Raw genomic sequence first — 24480 nt, forward strand, 5'->3', positions numbered from 1 at the left:
TGTGGTTGAAAATGGGGTAGATAGAATTTAGTTGCTATTTTTTGCTCTATTAAGGATTGATTTACCTGCATTTGAGGTGTATCAATATAAAATCTGAATGTTAATAAGTCCTAATTTATGTCTGCACACTCACTTCCACAAAATTATTTACACGTTACTTTTGATGAACCAGGAGCGCCGGATGTTTTACATCTGATTCGCTCTCAACTACCTAAGATTGAAGAGGATCAGGTGTTAATTAGAGTGCATGTGGCAGGCGTCAATGGTCCTGATCTGGCTCAGAGAAAAGGCGTTTATCCTGCACCAACTGGCGCCAGCTCAATTTTAGGCTTGGAGGTTGCAGGTGAGGTGGTGGCACTAGGGTCAAAGGTCACTCGATGGCAATTGGGAGAGAGGGTGTGTGCCTTGGTGCCCGGTGGTGGCTATGGCGAATATGTGGCGACGTATGCAGACCACTGTCTGCCGATCCCTCATGGCTGGCGCGACTCCGATGCCGCCGCAATTGTTGAGACCTTTTTTACGGTCTGGGGCAATCTATTTATGCGCGCTGGGTTGAAGGTGGGTGAGACTGTATTGATCCATGGTGGCTCTGGAGGTGTCGGAAGTGCAGCCGTTGTCTTAGCTAAGGCATTTGGCGCTAAGGTTATCACTACATCGGGCAGTAATGAGAAGTGCGAGCATTGCGTAACTCTAGGCGCCGAGCTTGCACTTAATTACCGTAGTGATTTTGTTACTCCTGTTATGGAGCATACTCAAGGCAGAGGAGTTGATGTTGTATTTGATATGGCTGGTGGCGATTTTATTAATCAAAATTTAAAGGCCTTAGCTATGGATGGACGTATGGTATCTGTAGCGATGCAGAGAGGGGCTACAGCTGAAGTGGATATTTTTCGGATCATGGCTAAGCGAATTCGTTGGACTGGGTCAACACTGCGACCTCAAAGCGTTGGGGCTAAAGCTGAAATTACCACTCAGTTGTTAGAGAGAGTTTGGCCCTTGTTAGATTGCGAGCTGGAGAGTTCCACTCAACTTAAACCGCACGTTTTTGCAGAGTTTCCCCTTTATGAGTGTGCGAAAGCTCACACCTTGATGGAGGCTGGAGAGCATAGAGGTAAGCTAGTGTTGAGGGTGGAGTGACATTGAGTTTTTATGATGAAAAGTAAGTTGATATATTTGTTTTGACTTAAATTTTTTCTGTAATCTAAATGACATTAGATTGTCATTTAGCCTGCTCAATATAGCCTTCAATTTGATATTTTTTAAATCCATTTTTATCAAATGGTTGAAATTGATTTTATTGAGTTATAGCTTAATATTTGTAGATTTCACAAATGAAAACTTGAATAACTCATGCTTTCAACTAAATTCGATATTAGTTTGAAAACTCATGATTCAGCCCTTGCTTTACGCGAGGTAGAAGTGAGTATTTTGATGAACAGGGCTGCCCCTTTCGGTGTAGGCCTAATTTGAAATAGCATAGGTTGGTAAAGGTCTATCGTTTCATCGTTTTGGCCTTGTATTCCTCCTGTATGTGTTGATTAAAGGATATTGGCATATATGTATAATACAGTGAAAACACCAATTTGGTATGGCGAGTTAAGAACGGCTCGTGGTAATGCTATTGTCATTCATGACAAGCAATTTCCAGAAGCCTCGGCGGGGCGCATCTATCTCTATAACACTCAAAGAGATTCGATAATCGAATATGCAGAGGAGATAGTTCAGCACAACCTGCATGATCTGGACAAGGCATCGGCAAAAGCTGCTGCAGAGACTTACGGTGCGGCTTGGAATAGCGCACGTAGTGAGTTTATGGGCAAGCACGAGGGCTGGGTAGAGGCGATATCTTCTAAACATAAACCTTTGATTAAAAAGGAAGCCCAAAAGGATCTGGACAGCAACAAAACCCCCGATGATGAGATTGATCTCGATGACGGCTCAGAAAGCCAAGATCGTGAGTTTGCTGATGGCTGGTCTGGTGGTTTAGAGGAGTAAGCCTTAATTAAGGCTTATCTTCATTAAACTGCTTCAAATTGATAGCGACTGATATGATGATAAACCTGATCTGGTTTTATCCATGGGTCACTAAATAGCTTTGTTTGATTGGGGCCGTCAGGGATCTGCTGAGGCTCCAAGCATATCCCTTGATGCTTACTTAGTACCTGTCCACCTCTGCCTTTTTCCCCTTCTAGAAAATTGGCTCCATAGATCTGCACGCTAGGTTGATTCGTGTATAGAGTTAGGCTTCGGCCAGACTTAGGTGAACTTAGACAGCCAAATCGTGTTAATTCATCACTGTTTGTTGAGAGCAAATAGCAGTGATCTATCCCACCAGTTGAGGAGAACTGTTTATCTTCCTGAATATCGAAGCCTTTGGCCTGACTAAAGTCGAGCAAGCCGCCGCTTACCTCTTCTATTCCAGTAGGAAGGCCCAGCTCATTGAGAATAAAGTGCTTTTGACTGTCAACTTGAAGGGTATGGTCGCGGTTAGAGCTTGCGTTGGCGCCCTCTAAATTAAAATAACTGTGCTGAGTTAAGCTGATCGGACAGGCCTTATCTGTAGAAGCAAAAATCTCCATATAGAGATTATTGCCTGCGAGCCGGTAATCCAGCTGTACTGTGCAGTTGCCAGGAAAGCCCATATCGCCATCAGGACTGATTAAACTTAGTCTCACGCCATCGGAGAGCTGACCTATATGCCACTGTTTGCGGTTAAAGCCTTCACTGCCACCATGCAGGCAGTTGGTCAACTGATTGGTATCGAGTTGATAGTTGTTGCCTTCAAAACTCATCTGGCCATTAGCAACCCGGTTGGCGTAACGTCCAGCAATAGCGCCAAGATGGGCCCCTTGAGCCAGATAATCCTCTGCAGAATCACAACCTAAAACAATATTGCTTCTCTCGCCATCTTTGTCAGGAGTCCAGAGTGAGCGGATGATGCCGCCCAAACTCAACACTTCTAGCGCTATGATACCGTTATCTATTCTGACACGCTCAATTAAGCCTCCTCGGGGATCTTCCCAAGGTTCTAACGGACGAAAACGTACCATAAAAGCAATCCCTTTTTTTGTTGTGAAACTAAGTAATTATTATCGCTAGTAGAACTCTTCGTCTACGCGAGCGGCACCGTCACATGCAGAGCAAAGATACACGGTCGCTTCGAGTCCTGTTTGTTGGGTGTATTGGCTCTCAATCGCCTCGACAACTGCATCGGTAAGCTCATGATCGACCAAGGCTACGACACAACCACCAAAGCCGCTGCCAGTCATTCTTACTCCACCACGCTCTCCAACGACCCCAGAGATGATATCTACAAGTGTGTCTATCTCGGGTACTGTGATCTCAAAATCATCCCGCATAGATGCGTGAGATTGCGCCATTAGTTGACTGAGCTTAGGGATATTTCCCGCTTCCAGTGCATGGGCTGCATTTTGAGTTCGTCTGTTTTCTGTTAGGACATGTTTAACCCGTCGATAGCTGACTTCGTCTAGCTTATCTTTTGCTGCTTCAAGTTTGCAGAGATCAAGATGCCTTAGGGTATCTAAGCCAAAATGTTCGGCGACGCTTTCGCACTGCTTACGTCTAAGTCTGAATTCGGGGTCAAGCAATCCACGCTCTACATTGGAGTTCACTATGATAAGGCTCAGGCTTTCAGGAATAGAGACTGATTCACTGTCAAGATCTTCACAATCAATAAGCAGTGCGTGATCTTGCTGACCTAAGGCACTGATCATCTGATCCATGATGCCGCAAGCATAGCCTACATACTGATTCTCACCACGTTGAGCCATCTGAGCAACGGCTAACGGAGAGAGTCTGAGCTGACTGCAGTCGTTGATTGCTGTACCAAAAGCGATCTCTAGTGCTGCAGATGAAGAGAGTCCAGCCCCTAAAGGGACATTGCCAACAATCGACAGATCTAACCCTTTAGCTGGTAGACCGGATGCCGCCATCGCAGCGGTAAATCCTTTAAGGTAATTTATCCAAGTATCTTGGGGATCCATTTGTCCCTCTTGGCCAAATTCCCACTCTTTAATCTCACCGGGAAAGGCATCAGAGATAACACGAAATATCGCATCTTCACGGCGTTTTACCGCAACAATGGTATGGAAGTTAATGGCGGCTGGGAGGACGAAACCATCATTATAGTCTGTGTGTTCACCGATCAAGTTTACCCGGCCTGGTGCCAGATAAAGATCGTCTGCGGTTGTGCCAAAAGTTTGCACAAATAATTTGTTCGCGCGTTGAGCAGGATTCGACATGCTTTACAACTACCCTAAATATGTATTGAGTATGCACCAAATCAGCTCTAATGCTGATGGTGGCAGATAATATGTTTTGGTCTTTTTGTACCTATTTTGGTACTTAATATACCCAAGCTAGCTCAAGGTGCTGTTTGGGTATTTACCAATTTATATCATGAGTTAACTTAAGCTGTAACTGAGTTTTTGCAGGGAGCAGAAGATAATAAAAGGTTTTTTATCTAATTACCCATAAAGAAGTGGTTGTTTGAGGCATTTTTAGAGAGTTCTTGCTAATTGCTAAGGCAGTAAAAGTGGTTTTATATTGATTTGAACTACTACTTTCTGCTCCCCACCTTCGTTTAGGTGGAGAGCCGGTAGGGGAGGCTTATGTGTATTCTTGTCGCTATCCTTGCTGTTTTACTTCTACTACCTCAGAGGTGTCTTCCTCTTTAGTTTGGCTATCAGCAAGAAGATCTTTTACAACATGCTCAACAAAACCAGCACCAGCTGCTTCATAGAGGTTATAGATACTGTGTACGCCGGATTCTCGTAGAGATTGGGCATCATCACTATATTGGACTATGGCGCTGAGTTTACCTTGATAGTTAAGGCGCTTAAGTTGCTCGACGGCGAACTGATTACCGATATGGTGCGGCATAGCTAACAGAACAAGTTCTAGGTTTGGCGCGCGATCTAATTTTTCCCAGAAGTCGGTATCTGAGGCATCGCCTTGAACCACATTACGTCCTTCACTTTGATGGAAGTCAGCTAGATCCTGCTTATGTTCAATACCTAATATTTCGCCATCAAAATTGGCTTTGAGTTCATCATAAGCTCCACTACCAATCCGTCCCATACCTAAGATAAGGAACCTAGGGTTACCAACTGGGATCGGCCTGTCTTCCGGATGAAGAGGGTGTCTTTCAAGCTTAATTAAGCGGCCCTGTAATTTTTGGTATAGCCTACTGGAAGCTGCGTTCAGTGGCGCTGCAAACAGGAAGCTAATACTTAGCGCAACAGCAAGGATAACCATCCACTGAGAGGGAAGCCAACCTTTACTGGTGGCTACCGCTGCGACTATTAAGCCGAACTCACTGTAGTTACCTAAGCTAAATGAACTCATTAGAGCGGTGCGCGATCTGAGCTTAAAGTGGGTTAGTAGGTAGAGGAAAAGCAGCATCTTAATAGGCACTATAACCACTAACAGTGTGGCGAGCCCGATATCGGAGAAGCTAGGTAATCCATTGAGTCCTACTGTGAGGAAAAAGGCCACCAGAAAGAGCTCTTTGAAGTAGAAGAGGGATTTAGCCAGTTCTGAAGACTTAGGATGCCCCGCTAATAAAATACCGATTATCAGTGCGCCAAGATCTGGCTTTAATCCGACCACTTCAAATAGCCATGCCCCTAATACTAAGGCCATAACTAGGCCAAAGAGGACCAGCAGTTCACCGTGACCAACGCGATCGAAAGCGCGATAGATAAGTGGTTTTGCTAAGGGAAGCAGTAGCAGACCAAAGGCCCAAACAGAGGGAATATCACCTTTAGAGATAGTTAAAAAGGCAACAGCAAAGATATCTTGCATAATCAAGATACCGATAGCAACACGGCCATAGAGTGACTGCATATCACCCTTATCTTCCAGTATCTTAACGGCAAAAATAGTACTGGAAAAGCTTAAGGCGAACGCCAACAGAGCCAGTTGATTAAACTCGAGTCCGGTTAATTGTTCCAGACCGAGCATTCCCAGTAGTTTAAGTAGGGGAATAAAGAAGATCATCGAGCCCATTAAGTGCAGACTAGAGCCTGCCCATACTTCTGCTTTAAAGAGACTTTTGATATCCAGTTTTAAGCCAATTGCAAAAAGCAGTAGGGTTACGCCTAACTCCGCCAGCTGCTCGAGCAGGGGAAGGCTGGATTCGTCAATTCCAAATAAAAACAGCACAAAGCCCGCAACAAGGTAACCAATCAGCGGTGGCAATCCGACTCGACTGACAAGCATGCCACAAGCTAAAGTAATAATAAGAATGGCGGGTTCCATGACTCTCCTGGCTAGGTTAAGTTAACTGCCTATTATTCTATAAGATTTAGATTAATTATAAATAAATATTAATGCTTTTCGGCTATCTTTTTTGTGGTCTCTGGGATAGGAGATTAGCAGGTTATTTTTAGCCGAAATTTGTGCTTTTGGGATTGCAACTGGCTAAAGCTATTGAGAGTTAAAGTGTTTAAGTTGAGTAGAGATAAGAATTAAGCCGTGATTTATCGGTAATTTATCATTTTAGTTGAGAAATAGTGCTAAATTATCACTTATAGCTTTTATTTGAGGATAGATTGAGCGTGGCGATATCGGTAGCTGGTGGAGTGAGACCTGGTAAGGTAATTGAGATTGAGCATAGGCTTTATCAACAGTTGATTGTAGGAAAGCAAAAATCCAGCTCAATGTTTGATGAGCTTGATGCCGAGCTTGAGAATGATGCCAATAAGTTAGCCATTGAGCGTGAAGCTGTATTGGAGAGGTTGACTAAACAGATAGAAGCTAAAGATATATTCGATCGAGTGTCCAAACAGTTGATCGATACCGTAAGCTGTGCCGTTGACCATAGATTAGCTTCGGCAGATTCTGTGATAAAAAGTGCTGGGATCAATGAGTCACAGCTGCTGATGTTAGAGCTTTTGCAGAGTAACAATCTTGATATTAATCGTCTTCGCCCTTTGATTGCCAATGAATCTTGGTTAGTAAGGGACCTACTCAATATCGTTAATAGCTCCTCTTTTAGACACAGGCGTCCTCAAGGCTCTGATGTCAAAGTAACCGACATTAAACTGGTGCTCAATTTTATTGGTATTGAGAATATTAAGTTACTTGTGCCCTATTTCTGCCTACGAAATTGGCTGCCTTCTGGTCACGCTAATCTACTTTGGACTACCCGAAAATTGTGGCGTTACTCCATGGTGAGTGCCATTGCAGCACAAGCTTTGGCTAAGCTACATGAAAAAGATGGTGTTTTTGTTTATACCTGTACCTTGTTGAGTCAGCTAGGGCCATCTGTGGTATTGAAAAATAGTGCACTACTATTTGAAGAAACATGGGGAGTTTGGCTGCGAGAGGCGAGTAATAGTAGAGACAAAGAGCTCTATGATGCCGTTCTGGCAACTGAGTTTCCCTCCCAGAGAGTCTATGAGTTGGTGATAGAGCATGGGGATAGGCTTAACTGGCAGTTGTTGGAGCAGCTCAACTTCAGTGATAGTGCTATGGGGGCTGTGATGGCCGAGCTGGACAATAATCTTAGCTATAAAGAGCTTTCTGAAAATGCTTCCATCGTTGCTCGGGCAAATTGTTACGCTAAGGTTGTGTTACTGGAGGAGATGAGAGAGCTCTCTGTGCAGGAGAAGCGGATCATGTTCGATTATTATGAGTTGAGTGAGCAGGAGATTATCAGGTTAAAAGCACAAAACTATCGCAAGCTGGATATCATCTAATCTCCTACCTATTATCCAAGCTACCTCAAGCTGCTTGTTTCAGAGCCTTAGTAGGATAGCTGAACAAGGCTGTGATTGAGGGGGTGGCATTCCCCTATCGATATCGATATCTATATAGCGCTTTTGTTAATTTACTTTCCTATCTTATGTTTTGAACTAAGCTCTTCATGTGCAAAAAGCGAAAAACTAGGATTAAGTTCGCATTAATGGACCATTTTTACTGTTATCTATGCATTTGTGGTGAATATTTAAATAAAATGGGTTGGAGTAACTTTTTTTATGACTAAATATGCTCTAAACCCCCGTTATAAACGCTTGTATAATTCTTAAACTCAAATCTTTATGCAATAAATATGTGCTGCTGATCTTATTTGAGTGTAAGAAACTGGTGTTTTGATCACATTTTCGCTATTAATGTCTCTTAAGTAATGTAAATAAGCACCGCCAGCGTGAGCTATTATAAAGAAAATAGGCGGGCCTAGTGGCTTTGAGAGCCATCAACAACAATAAAGGATGAGAAGGTATGAGCGTAAACAAGACCCTGACAAGAGCCCAGTTTGATGATGTGATGGTGCCTAACTATGCGCCTTCGGCTGTTATCCCTGTTCGTGGAGAGGGAAGCCGAGTTTGGGATCAGGAGGGGAATGAGTTTATCGATTTTGCTGGTGGTATTGCGGTTAACTGTCTTGGTCACTGTCATCCAGCCTTAGTGAGCGCACTGAAGGAGCAAGGTGAAAAACTTTGGCATCTTTCAAATGTAATGACTAACGAACCTGCATTAGCGCTAGCGACTAAACTAGTCGATGCAACGTTTGCTGATCGTGTTTACTTTGCTAACTCAGGCGCTGAAGCCAACGAAGCTGCATTGAAACTTGTTCGCCGTTATGCAATGGATAAGTTTGGTGCAGAGAAAGATCAAATTATTGCATTCGATAAAGCTTTCCATGGCCGCACCTTCTTCACTGTTAGTGTTGGTGGTCAAGCGGCATATTCTGATGGTTTCGGTCCTAAGCCACAGAGCATTACTCATGTTCCTTTCAATGATATTGCGGCACTAGAAGCTGTTATTTCTGATACTACCTGCGCTGTTATGATGGAGCCACTTCAAGGCGAAGGCGGAATTATCGACGTCGATCCTGAGTTCCTTAAAGCGGTTCGTGCCTTGTGTGATAAGCACAATGCACTATTAGTATTTGATGAAGTTCAAACTGGTGTTGGTCGTCTAGGTGAGCTATACGCATATATGCGTGGTGACGTGGTACCTGACGTTTTGACAACGGCTAAGGCACTTGGCGGCGGATTCCCAATTGCAGCTATGCTGACTACCAAAGAGATTGCCGATCACCTTAAGATAGGCACTCATGGTTCAACTTATGGTGGTAACCCACTTGCTTGTGCTATCGGTAATGCTGTCCTTGATGTGGTTAACACTCCTGAAGTGCTTAACGGCGTTAAGGTACGTGAGCAGCTACTTCGTGACGGTCTGAATAAGATCAACGATAAGCATCAGGTGTTTGCTGAAGTTCGTGGACAGGGGCTGCTACTGGGCGCTGTTCTCAATGATAAGTATCAGGGACGCGCTAAAGAGTTCCTTGTTGCATCTGTAGGCGAAGGCTTAATGAGCTTAGTTGCTGGTGCAAACGTAATACGTTTTACTCCATCTCTGGTTATTCCTGAAGCAGATATTGCTGAAGGTCTAGTACGCTTTGAGCGTGCTGTAGCTAAAGTCGTTGCGGCCTAATTGGCATTTAGGGTATTGGTATAAAACCGATACCCTTATTTGTCATAGGGAATACTTGAACCTTAATGATTCTCTACTTGTCTTATAGTTAGTAGACAGGGAACGTTAAGCGGCCGAGTGAAAGTGAGGAGACTCAGAGATGTTAATAATACGTCCTATCCGATCTAGCGACTTTGAAGCGCTGTATCAAATAGCCGAAGAATCCGGACACGGATTTACGTCATTGCCAGTCAATGAAGAGCTACTTAGAAATAAAATAGCCCGAGTTGAAGCTTCGTTTTTAAAAGAGGTGGATAAGCCTTTTGATGAAGGCTATCTCATGGTGCTTGAAGACACAGAAACTGGTGAAGTTGTAGGTACATGTGGCATTGAGGCTGCTGTGGGGATGGAAGATGCCTTCTACCACTACAGGCTAGGTACTGAGGTGTATCATTCGGAGCAGATTGAGGTTCGCAACGAAGTTGAAACCTTGACCTTATGTCACGATTACACCGGCGCCGCTGAGCTTTGTACTCTATTTTTACGTGGCTCTTACCGTAAAAATAGCAACGGTCGCATGCTATCTCGCAGTCGTTTTCTTTTCCTTGCTCAACATAAGGAGAGGTTCGGTGAAACAGTGATTGCAGAGATGCGTGGTGAAAGCGATAAAGAGGGTAACTCCCCTTTCTATGACTGGCTACAGAAGCATTTCCTTGGGATCGACTTTGTTGAAGCTGATTACCTTTCAGGTTTAGGCCAAAAAGCGTTTATGGCTGAGATGATGCCTAAAAATGCTGTCTATGTATGTCTCCTGCCAGAAGATGCGCAAAAGGTGATTGGTGAAGTTCATACTAATACCCGCCCCGCGCTGAACTTGCTGCAGGCTGAAGGCTTCAGGTGCCGAGGTTATGTCGATATCTTTGATGGTGGCCCCACTGTTGAGTGCAATATCAATGACATTCGCGGTGTCAGAGAGAGCCGCTTGCTTACCGTTACTATAGGTGAGCCGCCTGAATCAGACACTAGCTATATCATCTCAAATACACAATTAGCGAACTACCGTGCGACCTCCGCCAAACTGCTTGTCAGTGAGGAAAATGATGAGGTTGTCATATCACCAGAATTAGCCACAGGCTTGCTGCTTGAGCAGGGTGATCAAATCCGTATTTTGGCTTTGTAGGAAAAAATAATGACTCAATTTATTAATGGTCAGTGGGTTGCTGGCCTAGGTCACGAAGTGACATCTAAAAACCCAGCAAACAGTGAAGTTATCTGGAGCAGTAAAACAGCTACCGCTGAACAGGTTAATACCGCCGTTGAAGCTGCACGTGAAGTACAGTTTGACTGGTTTATGCTGGGCTTTGAAGGTCGTTTGGCTATCGTTGAAGCTTATAAAACTCAGCTTGAAGAGCATAAAGCAGAGATGGCGGAAGTGATCGCTCAAGAAACCGGTAAGCCGCAGTGGGAAACCGCCACTGAAGCTGGCGCCATGATAGGCAAAATTGGTCTTTCTGTTGCTGCTTACAATAAGCGTACTGGCAGCTCTGAAAACGATACACCAGCTGGACGTGCTGTATTGCGTCATAAGCCCCATGGTGTGGTGGCTGTGTTTGGCCCTTATAACTTCCCAGGTCATTTACCAAATGGTCATATTGTTCCTGCTCTGCTTGCGGGTAACACTGTGGTTTTCAAACCATCGGAATTGACACCTAAAGTGGCTGAGCTGATGCTTAAGCTTTGGGAGAAAGCGGGACTGCCTGCTGGTGTGATTAACTTGGTTCAAGGTGAAGTGGAGACAGGTAAAGCCCTAGCTTCACATGAGCAGATCGATGGTCTGTTCTTTACTGGAAGTTCTCGTACTGGCCATATTTTGCATCAGCAGTATGCTGGTGAACCAGGTAAGATTTTAGCTTTAGAGATGGGTGGTAATAACCCACTTATCATCAAAGGTGTAAAAGACACCAAAGCTGCAGTCCATGACATCATTCAGTCGGCTTATATCTCATCTGGTCAACGTTGTACTTGTGCTCGTCGTCTCTATGTTGAGAAGGGCGCAGAGGGCGATGCACTACTTGCAGAGCTTGCCGATGCGGTTAAGCGCATTCAAGTTGGTGCTTGGAACAGCCAGCCACAACCGTTTATGGGCTCTATGATCTCAGAAACAGCTGCTAAAGGCATGGTTGAGTCTCAGCGTAACTTGCTGAACCTAGGTGGTAGCTCACTGGTTGAATTAACACATTTAAAAGAGGGCACTGGGCTAGTTTCACCTGGTCTTATTGATGTGACTCAAGTGATTGAGCTGCCTGATGAGGAGTACTTCGGTCCTCTGCTTCAAGTGGTGCGTTATACCGATTTTGATGAAGCGATTAAGCTGGCGAACAAGACTCGTTATGGCCTATCAGCTGGTATTCTTGCTGATAGCCGTGATGACTACGAGTACTTCCTAGCGCGTATTCGCGCGGGCATTGTTAACTGGAATAAGCAGATCACAGGCGCATCTGGTGCAGCTCCATTTGGTGGTGTTGGCGCATCGGGTAACCACAGAGCGAGCGCATTTTATGCTGCTGATTACTGTGCATACCCAGTTGCTTCTGTTGAAGCTGATGCGGTAAGCCTGCCTGCGAGTCTGAGTCCAGGTTTAAGTATTTAATTTTTTTGAAAAAATGATGGGAGACCTTAGTGTCTCCCTTTTTTATAACCAGTACAGAAAGTTATACCAATTAGTATAAAGATTTTGGTATTAGATAGGTTAAAACCACTTTACTCTCGCTGTACTTATATCGTGAAAATAAAAAAACAGCATAGCTTAGCTATGACTGAGTAACACGATGCTGTTAAGGATAAACTGATGCACACTGATATTAACAAGCTATTTGAATCCCTTTGGAGTGATTACCTCGCGATGACTCCTTCTGCTGGAAAGGTTCATCAGCTGCTCTCACAGGGTGAGACCATTATTAACGACCATATCGCGCTGCGTACATTCAATATTGAGAAGGTAAACTTAGCTGTTTTAGCCGCTCATTTTGAAAGCTTAGGTTATGTAGACTCTGGCGATTACCACTTCGAAGCGAAGAAGCTGAAAGCTAAGCATTTCGAGCACCCAGATCCTACCCAGCCTAAGGTCTTTATCTCCGAGTTGATGGTTGAAGAGTTTAGCCCGCAACTACAAAGCATACTGAAGGGTCTAGTCGATCAGATCGATGTTGCAGCGACTACCGCTGATAATTTCCTCTACTCTGGCCGTCATTGGGAGCTTGATTTCACTACCTACGAAACATTGCTTGCTGAGAGTGAGTACGCGGCTTGGGTTGCTGCATTTGGTTACCGTGCGAACCATTTCACTGTTTCAATTAATCATCTTCCTGGTTATTCAACTATTTTAGATGTGAATGAAACTTTGAAGAAAGGTGATTTCATCTTGAACTCAGCCGGTGGTGAAGTAAAAGGATCTGCCGATGTGCTGCTTGAGCAGTCTTCGACTATGGCTGATAAGATTGAGGTTGATTTTAAAGATGTACAGAAGTCGATCCCAAGCTGCTTCTATGAGTTTGCACTGCGTTATCCTAAGGCCGACGGTGAGCTTTATACAGGTTTTGTTGCTGCCTCTGCTGATAAGATATTTGAAAGCACCAACGCGAGTTAATCTGATATCAGATCAAAAGGGCCGTCTAACGTGACGGCCTTTTCGAGCTTGTCGTTAAAAATCCAGCTTTATTCTCAGTCCGCCTAACTTCATGCTTTTGGTGAAGGCGAGTTTTATCTCATACTGCTCGGCGATATCTTTGACAATTGAGAGTCCGAGCCCGTGACCCATGGTGGCTTCATCTAGCCTTTTACCTCGGTTTGTTAGCAGGCAGAGTTCATCATCGGCAACACCAGGCCCATCATCTTCAATTACTAAGCTGATACCAGAGGCTTCATTCGTGACACTCACCTCAACCCTCTCTTTAGCCCACTTGTGAGCATTATCGAGTAGGTTTCCGATAAGCTCCATGCCATCTTCTCTGTGTATGGGGAGCCTACTGATGGTATCGGGAATATCAAAACTGCAGATGATCTGCTTATTAAAATGCACCTTGCTTAAGGTTTTACTGAGATCTTCAATATCTTTAGGGATCTGCATCTGAGCTGCGGGTAACATATCGCCTGTGATTCTGGCCGCTGCGAGCTTTCTCTCGATCATCTTATGCACTAGATCCAGTTGACTTTGCAGGGCAATAGCTGAGTCGGGATCCTTAAGTCCTAGGGCTTCGACTTGCTGCTGCATTACCGCTAATGGGGTTTTAAGGCCATGACTTAAGTTACCTAAGTTATTACGGCTGCGCTCTATCTGCTTACCTGAGTAATCCAGTAGGTCATTGTAAGTGGCGGCTAAGGGACGTAGCTCTGAGGGAATTTTACTGACCTCAATTGAAGTGATCTCACCCTCTCGCAGGCGTGCAAGCACATCCTGTATCTGGTTAACTGGCTTGAAAGATTGCCTTATGACTAAGAAGATCCCCATGATCATCGTGAGTAACATGGCTAAGTTAACCCCGAGTTTGGTGCCATATATCTGGGTAAATACTTTCCGTCCAATACTTAAGTCTTGGGCCACAGTTAAGGTGGCATCGAGACCAGTCGATTCGGACTTTAGGCCGATGGAGAGCAGCTGTATGTCATGGTTAAGAGGTCCTTTGGCTTGCCATACTCGGGTTTCGCCAAGTGGTAACATCTCAATATTGAGTCTTTGGTCCCATAATGAGCGAGAGCGGATCTCAAGATCAGCCAGATTAAGTTGGTAATAACGTCCAGAGAAAACAGGTTTATAGAAACCAGAAAGCTGGCTTTGATCGATACTGAACTGTTCATCATTAAGGTGAGTCGCCAGCATCACCTGCTCAATATCTTCCTGCAATCTGGCAATGATTGAATCATGGAAGGCTTGGCGAAGCATTGACTCGAAAAAGACGATCCCTACGGCGGTAGATAAGATGACTAAACCCGTTAACCAGAGGCTGAGTTTAGTCTTTATCGATATCATTCTTTTATGCCATGAAAGATATACCCTTGGCCGCGACGTGTCTCAATGCTTGTTTTACCGAGTTTTTTACGCAGGTGGGTAACATAGACCTCAACCACGTTACTCTCTTTCTCATCGTCAAACTGGTAAAGTTTATCGGTGAGTTGCGCTTTAGAGAGTAGCTTTTTAGGCGACATGATAAATATCTTTAGCAGTCTGAACTCCATAGCAGTAAGTTCAAACTTCTCCTCTTGGACCATTACTGATTGCTGATCTTCATCTAGGGTAATACCGGCATAACTTAACTCTTTCGAAGGGGAGTTTGCCTTGCCGTGAGCTCTCTGTATCAGTGCGTTAATACGAACTAATAGCTCCTGAGTATGGAACGGCTTGCCGAGGTAATCATCTGCCCCAGCATTAAAGCCTTCCACTTTTTCATGCCACTGGCTTCTTGCTGTGAGCATGATAACTGGCGTGTGTATGCCCTGATTACGCCAGCGGCTGAGGAGCTCCAAGCCATTACCGTCGGGAAGGCCGATATCTAAGATGACACAATCATAGTTTGTCTCTTTCAGCAGGTAATCAGCTTCCGATGCTTTATCGGTCACGTCTGTGACGTATCCGGCCTGTTTTAACTGCTTCTCTAACTCTTCAACAAGTAATGCATTATCTTCTACGAGCAATAGTTTCATAGGAACCTGTCTGTAAAAAGTACCATTGAGGTTAGCTTAGCTTGAGGTTATTTCTCTAAAGCGCGGCATTCACTAGGCAATGATAGGTAAGGATTAGGTTGTCCGGTGCTGGCATCCAGACTTAGATCTATGATTTGGCCACGTTGTGTCTTAATTTGCAAATCATAACGCCATTTTCCTTCCTCTTGATAGAGGTGGGCATCGATTAGTTTACCAAAACAGAAAGATTGAGTCTTCGCTAAGGTCACATCAAGAGAGAGTATCTTTCCTGTGCTAACCAGCTGCTTGGCTTGGTTGTGCTCAAGTTCGATTGCAGATGCGGTTGTGGTTAGTGTGATCGCAAGAGCTAATAAGCCAGAAAATTGAGCTCTTGTCATTAGCATTGTCTCCAAAAAAAATGGCCTGAGATAATCTCAGGCCACTTTATCGAAGCTATCTTAAATCTAACTGAATGTTAGCTTAGCGAGTTCCGTAAACTACGATTGTTTTACCGTGTGCTTGGATCAAGTTTTGTTCTTCAAGCATCTTAAGAATACGACCAACCGTTTCACGTGAACAGCCAACGATTTGACCTATCTCTTGACGAGTGATCTTAATCTGCATGCCGTCTGGGTGGGTCATCGCATCAGGCTGTTTGGCCAGATGTAATAAGGTCTGGGCAATTCTTCCTGCAACATCAAGGAAGGCAAGATCGCCGACTTTCTGACTTGTGCTGTGTAGACGGTAAGCCATCTGAGAAGACAGTTTCATCAAAATTTCAGGGTTTACTTGGATCAACTGCTTAAATTTCTTGTAAGAGATCTCAGCAATTTCACAAGGTTGTTTAGCGCGAACCCAGGCTGTACGCTCAGCTTGCTCTTCGAACAAACCAAGTTCACCAATAAAGTCGCCCTGATTCAGGTAAGAAAGGATCATCTCCTTACCCTCTTCATCTTTGATTAAAACAGCGACTGAGCCTTTGACGATATAGTAAAGAGTATCTGACTCTTCACCAGCGTGGATCAAAGTGCTTTTGGCTGGATACTTATGAATGTGACAGTGTGATAAAAACCATTCCAAAGTAGGATCTGGTTTCGGCTTACCAATCAGAGCCATGCCTATGTTCCTCGACTGTTTAAATGAAATACAAGAATATGCTAAATAAGCAGTTTACGTCAATTAAGTCCGTAAAACCTAGATGGAGGTCTAAATTTAGACAAAATGAATTTAGCTAACATGCTATCTATTTTTGCGATTATTTTGATACATTAGTGATATAAGTCAACTAATAACGGACAAAGATAGGCTGAATGACGTAACAATGCTGAGTTAATCACATCTTATTCGGTTTTACGTTCGAACTTGTGTGTGTTTTATCTGTCTTACTCATGTGAATAAACTCATTATTTCCATGCTTTCACCAGTAAATCTTAGTCTAATGTGAAAAAAGACTTGTTTTGTCATGATTTTATTTTTATTTTGTAAACAAGCTCTCGGTTTGTCATCAAACCCGATGTGCTTTAACCCGATATCCTTAAGTCTGTAATGTTCAATAGGAGTTGTGTGTGAAATTTCATCCGTTAATCATAGGTGCTGGATTTGTCATTACCTCGGTAATGAGCACTGCTGCGCATGCTTTTTCAATTCCACAACCCGCTACTGCTGAAGCTGCAAGTAAACTGGCTCATATTGAGCTTAAAGCAACGCAGGGTGAACAAGAAGCGCAGTTTCTGTTGGGCTTGATGTACCTCTCAGGGCGTTTTGTCGCACAAGATCAGCCCTTGGGAATAAAGTGGGTTACTTTGGCTGCTGAGCAGGGGCACGTAAAGGCGCAGCAAACCATTGCAGACCTCTCCTTTGAGGGCAATATTATTGCTCGAGATCTGGCGGTTGCCGAGCGCTGGTATCTCAGTCTCAGTGAGCAGGGCAGTAAATGGGCCGAATTCCGACTCGGATTTATCTATGCTGCCGGTGGTGAAGGTGTTCAACGTAACTGTGGTAAAGCGGTTAAACACTTTAGTGCAGTTGGTGATGAGGTCTCGCTTGGTAACGTGGCTTGGATTTTATCTACCTGTCCAGAAGCTAAATATCGAAACGGCGATAGGGCATTGGAGCTTGCTCAAAGTCTAGTGAAAGCCAATCAAGAAGATCCGACCAATTTAGATAATCTCGCCGCGGCTTACGCTGAGATAGGTGACTTTAGTTCGGCAATTGTAACCCAACAGAAAGCGATTCATGCCTTAAAGTTAAGTGAGCAAGTTGATCGCTCTGATGAGTTTGAGCTGCGCTTGCAAACTTATGAGCAGAACAAACCATTTCGTGAAAAAGTACCACTCAGTGATTAGATAATACCGATGAGTAAAAGAGCGCTTTCCAGAGGGGCTCTTTTGCTATCTGGCTCACGCTTATATCATTTCTTGCCACCTCAAGATGAATATTGTTCTTTTTCTCTAGAATTGAAAATCTGACTCTGGTTTAATAGCGCCTTAGTTTATTTCACCTTCGTTATTGGAATCCAAGCTTGCTCAGTACGAAAACATCAACACGGATCATGCAGTCTAACTTGACACTAGTGCTTCTACTGGTGGTTTTTGTATCGCAACTTTTTCCTACCTGTGTCGCATCAGATATCCATATCAATGAGCAAACCTCTCAAGAGAGTCAGCAGATATCGATGACGTCGAGTGATGGAGAGCAGGAGTCTTGTTGTCATCAACAGGGACACGTATGTGGCCATGCACGAACGGCAACAGAGCAAGATGAACATGATGATGACTTTCATACTTCATGTCATCCTCCAATGGAACTAAGCTTTTTTAACCACCTCAACCACAGCCAAGATAACTATCTGTTTGCTGTACACTATCAAAATCGAAGTTACGCACCTCCTATACCTCCACCTCACGGGTGAGTTCAGTTAACCCCATATTTTCCTAATTTTGTGGTTGAGTTTCGGCTCTATGTTTCAAGGCATCCTGAATTTTGATAGTTGAACTATCTGTTGGTTTGCACTGAAGGGCTGAGACTTAGTCAAATTGTCTATATCTGTGAGCGTAAGGTTTCAAGAGCTAACTTGCTCATATCCTTATCAAGTTCAGGTGTAGGCTTGTTAACTGGAGTTCATTCTCGTGAAGAGATATCTAGAGAGCGCACTGCTTGCCTGTAAAGGTGGGCTGATGATTGCGAGTGCCTGTACCCTTGTGTTATTGCCAATGAAAGGGGTTGCAGCTGTCACCTCTGAGTCGGCAAGTGACAAAACAATAACCTTGCCATGGGTGTTGGAGAAAACCTTACTCTCCAACCCTCAACTACAGAGTTTTCCCTATGAGTTAAGGGTGAGTGAAGCGCTCACGCTGCAGGCGGGGATCACACCTAATCCTAAGCTGTCTGTCGAGCTTGAAAATCTGCTTGGAACCGGTGATAAACAAGGCGTGGAGAATGCCGAGGTAAGCTTAGGCCTGAGTCAGTTAATTGAACTCGGTGATAAGCGCCAGAGACGGATCGATTTTGCCCACGCCTCAAAGCGTCAGAGTCTGGCTGAATATGAGTTGCTTCGTCTGGAAGTCTTATCTCAGGCTACTCTGAGCTACTATCAGCTGCTGCGTTTTCAAGCTCTGCTTGAGTGGAACCAGCAAGGCATTCAAATAGAGCAGAAGGCATTAAAGGCGATAGAGCTGCGGGCCAAGGCTGGCGCAGTGGCTAAGGCCGATGTGACTAAGATGGCGCTGAGATTAATGCGAGCTCGTTCAGCACAGCAGCAACTTGAGGGTGATATTCAGGTTGCTAAGCAAAGGCTAGCAGCCAACTGGGCGGGTGAGGCACATTTTGATCGTGCAGAGGGGGAGCTTGCTAGTTTAACTGAGTTACCGAGTGCAGCAGATGTGCTTAACGCTATAGAAACTGCACCACAATATTTGCAGCTATTGAGTGTTGAGCGGCTCATGTATGCCAAGCGCCGTGTTGAAGAGTCAAAGGCTCAATACGATATCACTTTAGGCATGGGAATACGCAGCTATGATGGCTTTGACGATGCTGCATTGATGTTTAATTTCTCAATGCCTATTCCTCTCTCTAACCCAAATCAGGGCAATATCTTAGCGGCCAAGGCTAATGAAAGTCTGGCGATGGAGCAGCAAAAGCTAGTGCGAGGTCAGCTTAAGCTTACTCTACTTGAGGTCCATCAGAGCATGGTCAACAGTGCTCGTCAGGCTGAGTTGCTCCAAAAGGAGCTGCAACCTTTAGCTCAGCGACTACTAAAAGAGACTGAGCTCGCTTATCAAACCGGGCAAGCCAATGTTCTGCAGCTGGCCGATGCGCAATCTGAGCTGCAGAATATTAAGCGTGAGCTTATTGAGGCTAAAACGGCTGTTTACCTGCAAAAACTTGAGCTTGAGCGCATCACTGGCCAATCGATGAGCGCTGCTCATCAACGCCAACTATCCCACTCTTTTTTAAATACTGAGCCTATGATGGCGCAGGAGAATCACTAATGGATCTTAACGTTAAAAAGCTCTCATCGGTATTGATGGCGACAGTGTTTACTTTTACAGCAATCAGTTTCACTGCGCTGCAACCGACAAACCTTGCATGGGCAAGTGGCGATCATGGGCATGGACATGAGGAGGAAGAGGAGCATGTTCCAGAAGGCCCCCATGGTGGTCGTCTACTCCACAATGGGGAGTTTGAGATTGAGGTGACCATGGTTGAGTCGGGGATCCCGCCAGAGATGAGGGTATATGCCTACTACAAAGAGCAGGCTGTAAAGCCTGAGGATATTAAGCTTGAACTGCTGTTAAATCGTCTCGGGGGAAAAACTGACACCGTTAACTTTACTGCTGAAGGTGACTATCTCGTCAGCACTACAAGTATTGCGGAGCCTCACTCTTTTGAAGTTGAGGTTCATGCTGGCTTTAAGGGGCAATCCTATGATTGGCATTATGACAATTATACCGGTCGCACCGAGATCAATGACCGTCTGCTAAAGCTATCGGGAGTGAAAACGGCTCAAGCCAGTGAGCAGGAGTTACTGTTTACCGATACCCTGTTTGGCATTGTTGCCCCTATTACCGATAAGCAGTTTAGCGTTACCGCGCCTTACACTGGTGTGATTGAACAGCTGCATGTGAGTATTGGTGAGAGAGTTGAGAAAGGCCAAGTGATCGCAACGGTACGTAACTCTGGCACGCTGCAAAGTTATCAGGTTAAAAGCCCTGCTGCAGGTCAAGTGACTGAGCAGCTTCTTAGTTTAGGAGACAGCACCTATAACAGAGCCCTTGTTCGTATCAGCGACCTCTCATCTGTGTGGATAGATCTGTCAGCTTTCCCTAAAAGCATAGATAAGTTGTCGCTGGGGCAAAAGGTGAGCATCCTTGACGATCACAGCGATGAAGTCAGCTCTAGTGAACGGTCAAATGATCAGTATAGTAATCAGCACAATAGCGCTGTAGCCAGTAGCACAATTAGCTATATCGCCCCCAATATGACTGGCGGGCATATTGCTCGTGTTCGCGCTGTGATTGAGAATGACCATGGTCATTGGCGTCCCGGCATGCATATTCAAGCTGCCATTGAGACCAGCAGTAAGCGGGTGCCTCTAGCCGTGCGCGTCGATGCGCTGCAGACCTTTATGGATAAGCCCGCTGTATTTGTTAAGCATGGCAATACCTTTGAGGTGCGCCTGCTGACCTTAGGTGAGAGCGATGGCATCTATACCGAAGTGTTAGCTGGGCTGGAGCATAACAGCGAATATGTTGTTGAAAATAGTTATCTATTAAAGGCGGATATTATGAAAAATGCCGCTAAACATGTGCACTAGGAGCCGATAACTATGGATACGATTATCTCCTTCGCCTTAAAAAGGCGCTGGCTTGTGCTCACGGTAACCTTGCTTATCGCACTCTTGGGGGGTTATAACACGCTTAAGTTGCCGATCGATGCTGTACCAGATATCACCAATGTGCAGGTGCAGATAAATACAGCGGTTGCTGGCTACTCACCGCTAGAGTCTGAGCAGCGCCTGACCTATGTAATTGAAAATGCTATGGCGGGGATCCCAAACCTTGACCATACCCGTTCAATCTCCCGTTACGGTTTATCTCAGATCACAGTGATCTTCGAAGAGGGCACCGATATCTACTGGGCTAGGCAGCAGATAGCTGAGCGTCTTCAGGGGATCCGCGGTGAACTGCCTGCTGAAGCGGAACCTGCTTTAGGGCCAGTAAGTAGTGGGCTGGGGGAGGTATTTACCTACTCCATTCGTGCTCTTGATGGTGCGCTGAAGGAGGATGGCACGGCGTACAGCGCTGAAGATCTGCGTACCATTCAGGATTGGATCATAAGGCCCCAACTCGTCAAAGTACCAGGGGTGACAGAGATCAACAGTTTAGGGGGCTATGAGCGCGAGTATCAGGTTGCACCAGATCCTGGCAAACTGTTGGCGTTTAAAGTCACTGTCAACGATGTGATCACGGCTCTTGAGCGTAATAACCGTAACGTTGGTGCCGGATACATAGAGAGAAATGGTGAGCAGTGGCTAGTTCGCTCGCCTGGTCAACTTAAAGATCTGGAGGAGATCCGTCAGGTCGTGGTCACTAAGCGTGATGATGCACCTGTGCGTATCGGCGATCTGGCTGAGGTGTTTTATGGTAAGCAGCTAAGAACTGGCTCTGCGACACAAAATGGCGAAGAAACAGTGCTTGGCACCGCCTTTATGTTGCTGGGTGAAAATAGCCGAGTTGTGGCAAAAGAGGTGGGTGACAAGCTCAAAGAGGTGAATGCTAGCCTGCCTGATGGGATTGTAGCCGAAGCCGTATATGACAGAACTAGCTTAGTGGATCAAACCATAGCTACGGTGCAGAAGAACCTGTTCGAAGGTGCTGTGCTGGTGATTGTGGTTCTATTTGCTCTGTTAGGTAATTTTCGCGCCGCCCTGATCGCAGCACTGGTGATCCCGCTGAGTATGTTGTTTGCTATTACGGGCATGACGACTAACCGTGTCTCGGGTAACTTGATGAGTCTTGGTGCTATCGATTTCGGTATTATCGTCGATGGCGCAGTGATTATTGTCGAGAATGCCCTGCGACGACTAGGCATGGCGCAGAAGCAACACGGTAGATTGCTCACCTTAGAGGAGCGTCTAAAACTCGTATTTGAAGCGACACGAGAGGTGTTCCGCCCTGCGGTATTTGGTGTCTTGATCATCATGTTGGTATATCTGCCAATATTTGCCTTGAGCGGCGTTGAAGGTAAGATGTTCCACCCGATGGCCTTTACTGTGGTGGCAGCCTTGATAGGTGCGCTTATCTTCTCGGTGACTTTTGTCCCTGCGGCCATTGCGATCTTTGTGAAGGGTAAGGTTAACGAAAAGGAGAACTTCTTGATGGCCAGAGCGCGCAGCGTCTATGAGCCTGTATTGTTCTTCTCCCTTAAACGTCCAGCCATTATCCTGCTTGCTGCAGCGGCTTTAATGAGCGTTAGCCTCTATCAGGTGAGCCGCTTAGGTTCAGAGTTTTTACCTAAGCTTGATGAAGGTGATATTGCCATGCATGCCATGCGTATTACTGGCACAGGACTTGAGCAATCTACTCAGATGCAGAAGGAGCTTGAGCTGGTGATTGCTGAGCTTGATGAGGTAGAGCGTGTGTTCTCCAAGATTGGTACTCCCGAGGTGGCGACAGATCCTATGCCACCGAGTGTTTCCGATACCATATTGATCATCAAGCCGAGATCCCAATGGGCAGATCCGAGTAAGAGTAAAGCGCAGTTTATGGATGAGCTAAGGGACTTAGTAAAACAGGTGCCCGGCAACAACTATGAGTTTACTCAGCCTATTGAGATGCGTTTTAACGAACTCATCGCCGGGGTTAGGGCTGATGTGGCGCTGCGTATCTATGGTGACGATCTCGATACTCTTAAGGCGGCGGGCGATCGTGCTCAAGCGCTGTTTCATAAAATTGATGGTGCTAAAGATGTGCGTGTAGAGCAGATGTCTGGCCTGCCGACACTCTCTGTTGAGCCTAACCGTGATCACTTAGCGCTGTTAGGTCTAACTATTGTTGATGTACAGCAAGCGTTGCAAAGTGCTGTCTCAGGTGTGCCTGTTGGTCTTATCTATGAGGGAGATCGCCGCTTTAAGCTGGTTGTTCGTATGAAAGATGAGATAAGCCATGATCTGAGGGCATTGGAGAAGCTACCTATCGCCTTGCCGGCGGATCTAAATCCTGATTTGAGTTATGTCCCTCTTGGGGAGGTGGCTGATATTCGCTTTAAGGTGGGGCCTAATCAGATAAATCGCCAAAGCGGAAAACGTCATGTGGTGGTGACGGCAAATGTTGAGGGGAGAGATCTGGGCTCGTTTATTCAAGATACTAAGGCGCTGATGGGAGATGAACTTAATCTGCCAAGCGGCTATTGGAGTGAATATGGCGGCACATTTGAGCAGCTAGAATCGGCATCAAATCGCTTGATGATTCTGGTTCCGCTCACCTTGCTACTCATCTTTGGTCTCCTTTATAGCGCCTTTGGTTCTGTCAGAGACTCACTGATCATCTTCAGTGGTGTGCCCCTTGCCTTAACTGGTGGCGTGTTGGCCTTAGTGCTAAGGGATATGCCACTGTCTATCTCGGCAGCGGTAGGTTTTATCGCACTCTCTGGTATAGCTGTGCTGAATGGCGTGGTGATGTTGAGCTTTATTAAGGAGCTTAAACACAAAGGGTTAGCGCTTGTCGATGCGATCAAACAGGGAGCAAGTCAGCGTTTACGCCCAGTTATGATGACGGCGCTGGTGGCCAGTTTAGGCTTTGTCCCTATGGCATTTAATGTCGGTACCGGTGCTGAAGTTCAGCGCCCACTGGCAACCGTGGTGATTGGTGGTATCGTCTCATCGACCCTGCTGACCTTAGTGATCTTGCCTGTGCTTTATTTGTTGGTGTACCGCATAAGTGGTAAACGAGCTTGATATTCGCTAGCTGAAAACAGCAGTAGATAGAACCAAACCAGCCTAACCTAGGCTGGTTTTTTGTTTTAGAGGCCAGACTTGAGATGCTAGATGCTAGATGCTAGATGCTAGATGCTAGATGCTAGATGCTAGATGCTAGGTGCTTACTTATCCTAGGCCTTCTTGAAAAAGGTATTAGGCTTGAGGTTCTAGGTTCTAGGTTCTAGGTTCTAGGTTCGAGGCTTTAGGTGCTAGGAACTTCTTTTATCCTAGGGCCTTCTTGGAAAAGGCTTTAGATTTTAGAACCTAGGAACTTGTTTGAAGGGAATAGTTAGCAAGCCCAAGAGAACAAACAGATCAAGCGTGGGCGTGGAATTCACTCTTCATTGATAAAGTGATTTTTAGGAATAGTTAGTAAGCTCAAG

19 protein-coding genes are annotated in these 24480 nt (G+C 45.3%); 12 read left to right on the forward strand and 7 right to left on the reverse strand.

Going from position 1 to position 24480, the window contains the following annotated elements; all coding sequences use genetic code 11:
- Positions 1-117 precede the first annotated feature (117 nt).
- Together SWOO_RS03340 and SWOO_RS03345 are read left to right on the forward strand one after the other, a co-directional pair.
- Positions 118-1137, forward strand: coding sequence for an NAD(P)H-quinone oxidoreductase (locus tag SWOO_RS03340; RefSeq protein WP_012323292.1), 1020 nt, complete (start codon positions 118-120; stop codon positions 1135-1137).
- Positions 1138-1557: 420 nt separating this feature from the next.
- Positions 1558-1995, forward strand: coding sequence for a hypothetical protein (locus SWOO_RS03345; RefSeq protein ID WP_012323293.1), 438 nt, complete (start codon positions 1558-1560; stop codon positions 1993-1995).
- A 23-nt stretch (positions 1996-2018) separates the two neighbouring features.
- Here SWOO_RS03345 and SWOO_RS03350 read toward each other — a convergent pair whose 3' ends face one another.
- The 3 genes from SWOO_RS03350 to SWOO_RS03360 all read right to left on the reverse strand — a co-directional run bounded on the left by SWOO_RS03350 (position 2019) and on the right by SWOO_RS03360 (position 6282).
- Positions 2019-3050: an aldose epimerase family protein gene (locus SWOO_RS03350; RefSeq protein ID WP_012323294.1), complete on the reverse strand. Its 1032-nt coding sequence runs from the start codon at positions 3048-3050 to the stop codon at positions 2019-2021.
- A gap of 45 nt (positions 3051-3095) precedes the next feature.
- Positions 3096-4262, reverse strand: coding sequence for a galactokinase (gene galK / locus SWOO_RS03355; protein ID WP_012323295.1), 1167 nt, complete (start codon positions 4260-4262; stop codon positions 3096-3098).
- Positions 4263-4647: 385 nt separating this feature from the next.
- Complete coding sequence (locus tag SWOO_RS03360) at positions 4648-6282, reverse strand: cation:proton antiporter family protein (protein WP_012323296.1); 1635 nt, start codon at positions 6280-6282, stop codon at positions 4648-4650.
- 299 nt (positions 6283-6581) lie between these two features.
- On the opposite strand from SWOO_RS03360, the gene SWOO_RS03365 reads away from it, so the two are divergent.
- From SWOO_RS03365 to SWOO_RS03385, 5 genes are all read left to right on the forward strand, one after another.
- A complete protein-coding gene (locus tag SWOO_RS03365) occupies positions 6582-7724 on the forward strand; it encodes an HDOD domain-containing protein (protein ID WP_012323297.1) in 1143 nt (380 codons plus the stop codon).
- A 523-nt stretch (positions 7725-8247) separates the two neighbouring features.
- Positions 8248-9465: an aspartate aminotransferase family protein gene (locus SWOO_RS03370; RefSeq protein ID WP_012323298.1), complete on the forward strand. Its 1218-nt coding sequence runs from the start codon at positions 8248-8250 to the stop codon at positions 9463-9465.
- A gap of 139 nt (positions 9466-9604) precedes the next feature.
- Complete coding sequence (gene astA, locus SWOO_RS03375) at positions 9605-10624, forward strand: arginine N-succinyltransferase (RefSeq protein WP_012323299.1); 1020 nt, start codon at positions 9605-9607, stop codon at positions 10622-10624.
- Between the two features lie 9 nt (positions 10625-10633).
- Positions 10634-12094, forward strand: coding sequence for a succinylglutamate-semialdehyde dehydrogenase (astD, locus tag SWOO_RS03380; protein ID WP_012323300.1), 1461 nt, complete (start codon positions 10634-10636; stop codon positions 12092-12094).
- Between the two features lie 198 nt (positions 12095-12292).
- Positions 12293-13090: a DUF1338 domain-containing protein gene (locus SWOO_RS03385; RefSeq protein ID WP_012323301.1), complete on the forward strand. Its 798-nt coding sequence runs from the start codon at positions 12293-12295 to the stop codon at positions 13088-13090.
- Between the two features lie 54 nt (positions 13091-13144).
- On the opposite strand, the gene SWOO_RS03390 is transcribed toward SWOO_RS03385, so the two are convergent.
- The 4 genes from SWOO_RS03390 to crp form a co-directional block, all read right to left on the reverse strand.
- On the reverse strand, positions 13145-14470 hold the full coding sequence (locus SWOO_RS03390) for an ATP-binding protein (RefSeq protein WP_012323302.1): 1326 nt from the start codon (positions 14468-14470) through the stop codon (positions 13145-13147).
- On the reverse strand, positions 14467-15141 hold the full coding sequence (locus tag SWOO_RS03395) for a response regulator (protein ID WP_012323303.1): 675 nt from the start codon (positions 15139-15141) through the stop codon (positions 14467-14469). Before SWOO_RS03395 ends, SWOO_RS03390 begins: the two co-directional genes overlap by 4 nt.
- A gap of 47 nt (positions 15142-15188) precedes the next feature.
- Positions 15189-15518: a PepSY domain-containing protein gene (locus tag SWOO_RS03400; protein WP_012323304.1), complete on the reverse strand. Its 330-nt coding sequence runs from the start codon at positions 15516-15518 to the stop codon at positions 15189-15191.
- 82 nt (positions 15519-15600) lie between these two features.
- Positions 15601-16236: a cAMP-activated global transcriptional regulator CRP gene (crp, locus tag SWOO_RS03405; RefSeq protein ID WP_012323305.1), complete on the reverse strand. Its 636-nt coding sequence runs from the start codon at positions 16234-16236 to the stop codon at positions 15601-15603.
- Positions 16237-16685: 449 nt separating this feature from the next.
- Here crp and SWOO_RS03410 point away from each other — a divergent pair, with 449 nt between their 5' ends.
- The 5 genes from SWOO_RS03410 to SWOO_RS03430 all read left to right on the forward strand — a co-directional run bounded on the left by SWOO_RS03410 (position 16686) and on the right by SWOO_RS03430 (position 24076).
- Entirely contained in the window at positions 16686-17465 is a 780-nt protein-coding gene (locus tag SWOO_RS03410; protein ID WP_012323306.1) for a tetratricopeptide repeat protein, read from the forward strand.
- 176 nt (positions 17466-17641) lie between these two features.
- Positions 17642-18031 carry a hypothetical protein gene (locus SWOO_RS03415; protein WP_195742848.1) on the forward strand — a complete coding sequence of 130 codons (390 nt, stop codon included), beginning with the start codon at positions 17642-17644 and terminating at the stop codon, positions 18029-18031.
- A gap of 217 nt (positions 18032-18248) precedes the next feature.
- Positions 18249-19610, forward strand: coding sequence for a TolC family protein (locus tag SWOO_RS03420; protein WP_012323308.1), 1362 nt, complete (start codon positions 18249-18251; stop codon positions 19608-19610).
- The gene (locus tag SWOO_RS03425) at positions 19610-20935 is read left to right on the forward strand and encodes an efflux RND transporter periplasmic adaptor subunit (protein WP_012323309.1); all 1326 of its coding nucleotides are present in this window, start codon (positions 19610-19612) and stop codon (positions 20933-20935) included. The genes SWOO_RS03420 and SWOO_RS03425 overlap by 1 nt, the downstream gene beginning before the upstream one ends.
- Positions 20936-20947: 12 nt before the next feature.
- Positions 20948-24076, forward strand: coding sequence for an efflux RND transporter permease subunit (locus SWOO_RS03430; protein WP_012323310.1), 3129 nt, complete (start codon positions 20948-20950; stop codon positions 24074-24076).
- Positions 24077-24480: the final 404 nt, after the last annotated feature.

Source organism: Shewanella woodyi ATCC 51908 (assembly GCF_000019525.1).
Classification (GTDB): Bacteria; Pseudomonadota; Gammaproteobacteria; order Enterobacterales; family Shewanellaceae; genus Shewanella; species Shewanella woodyi.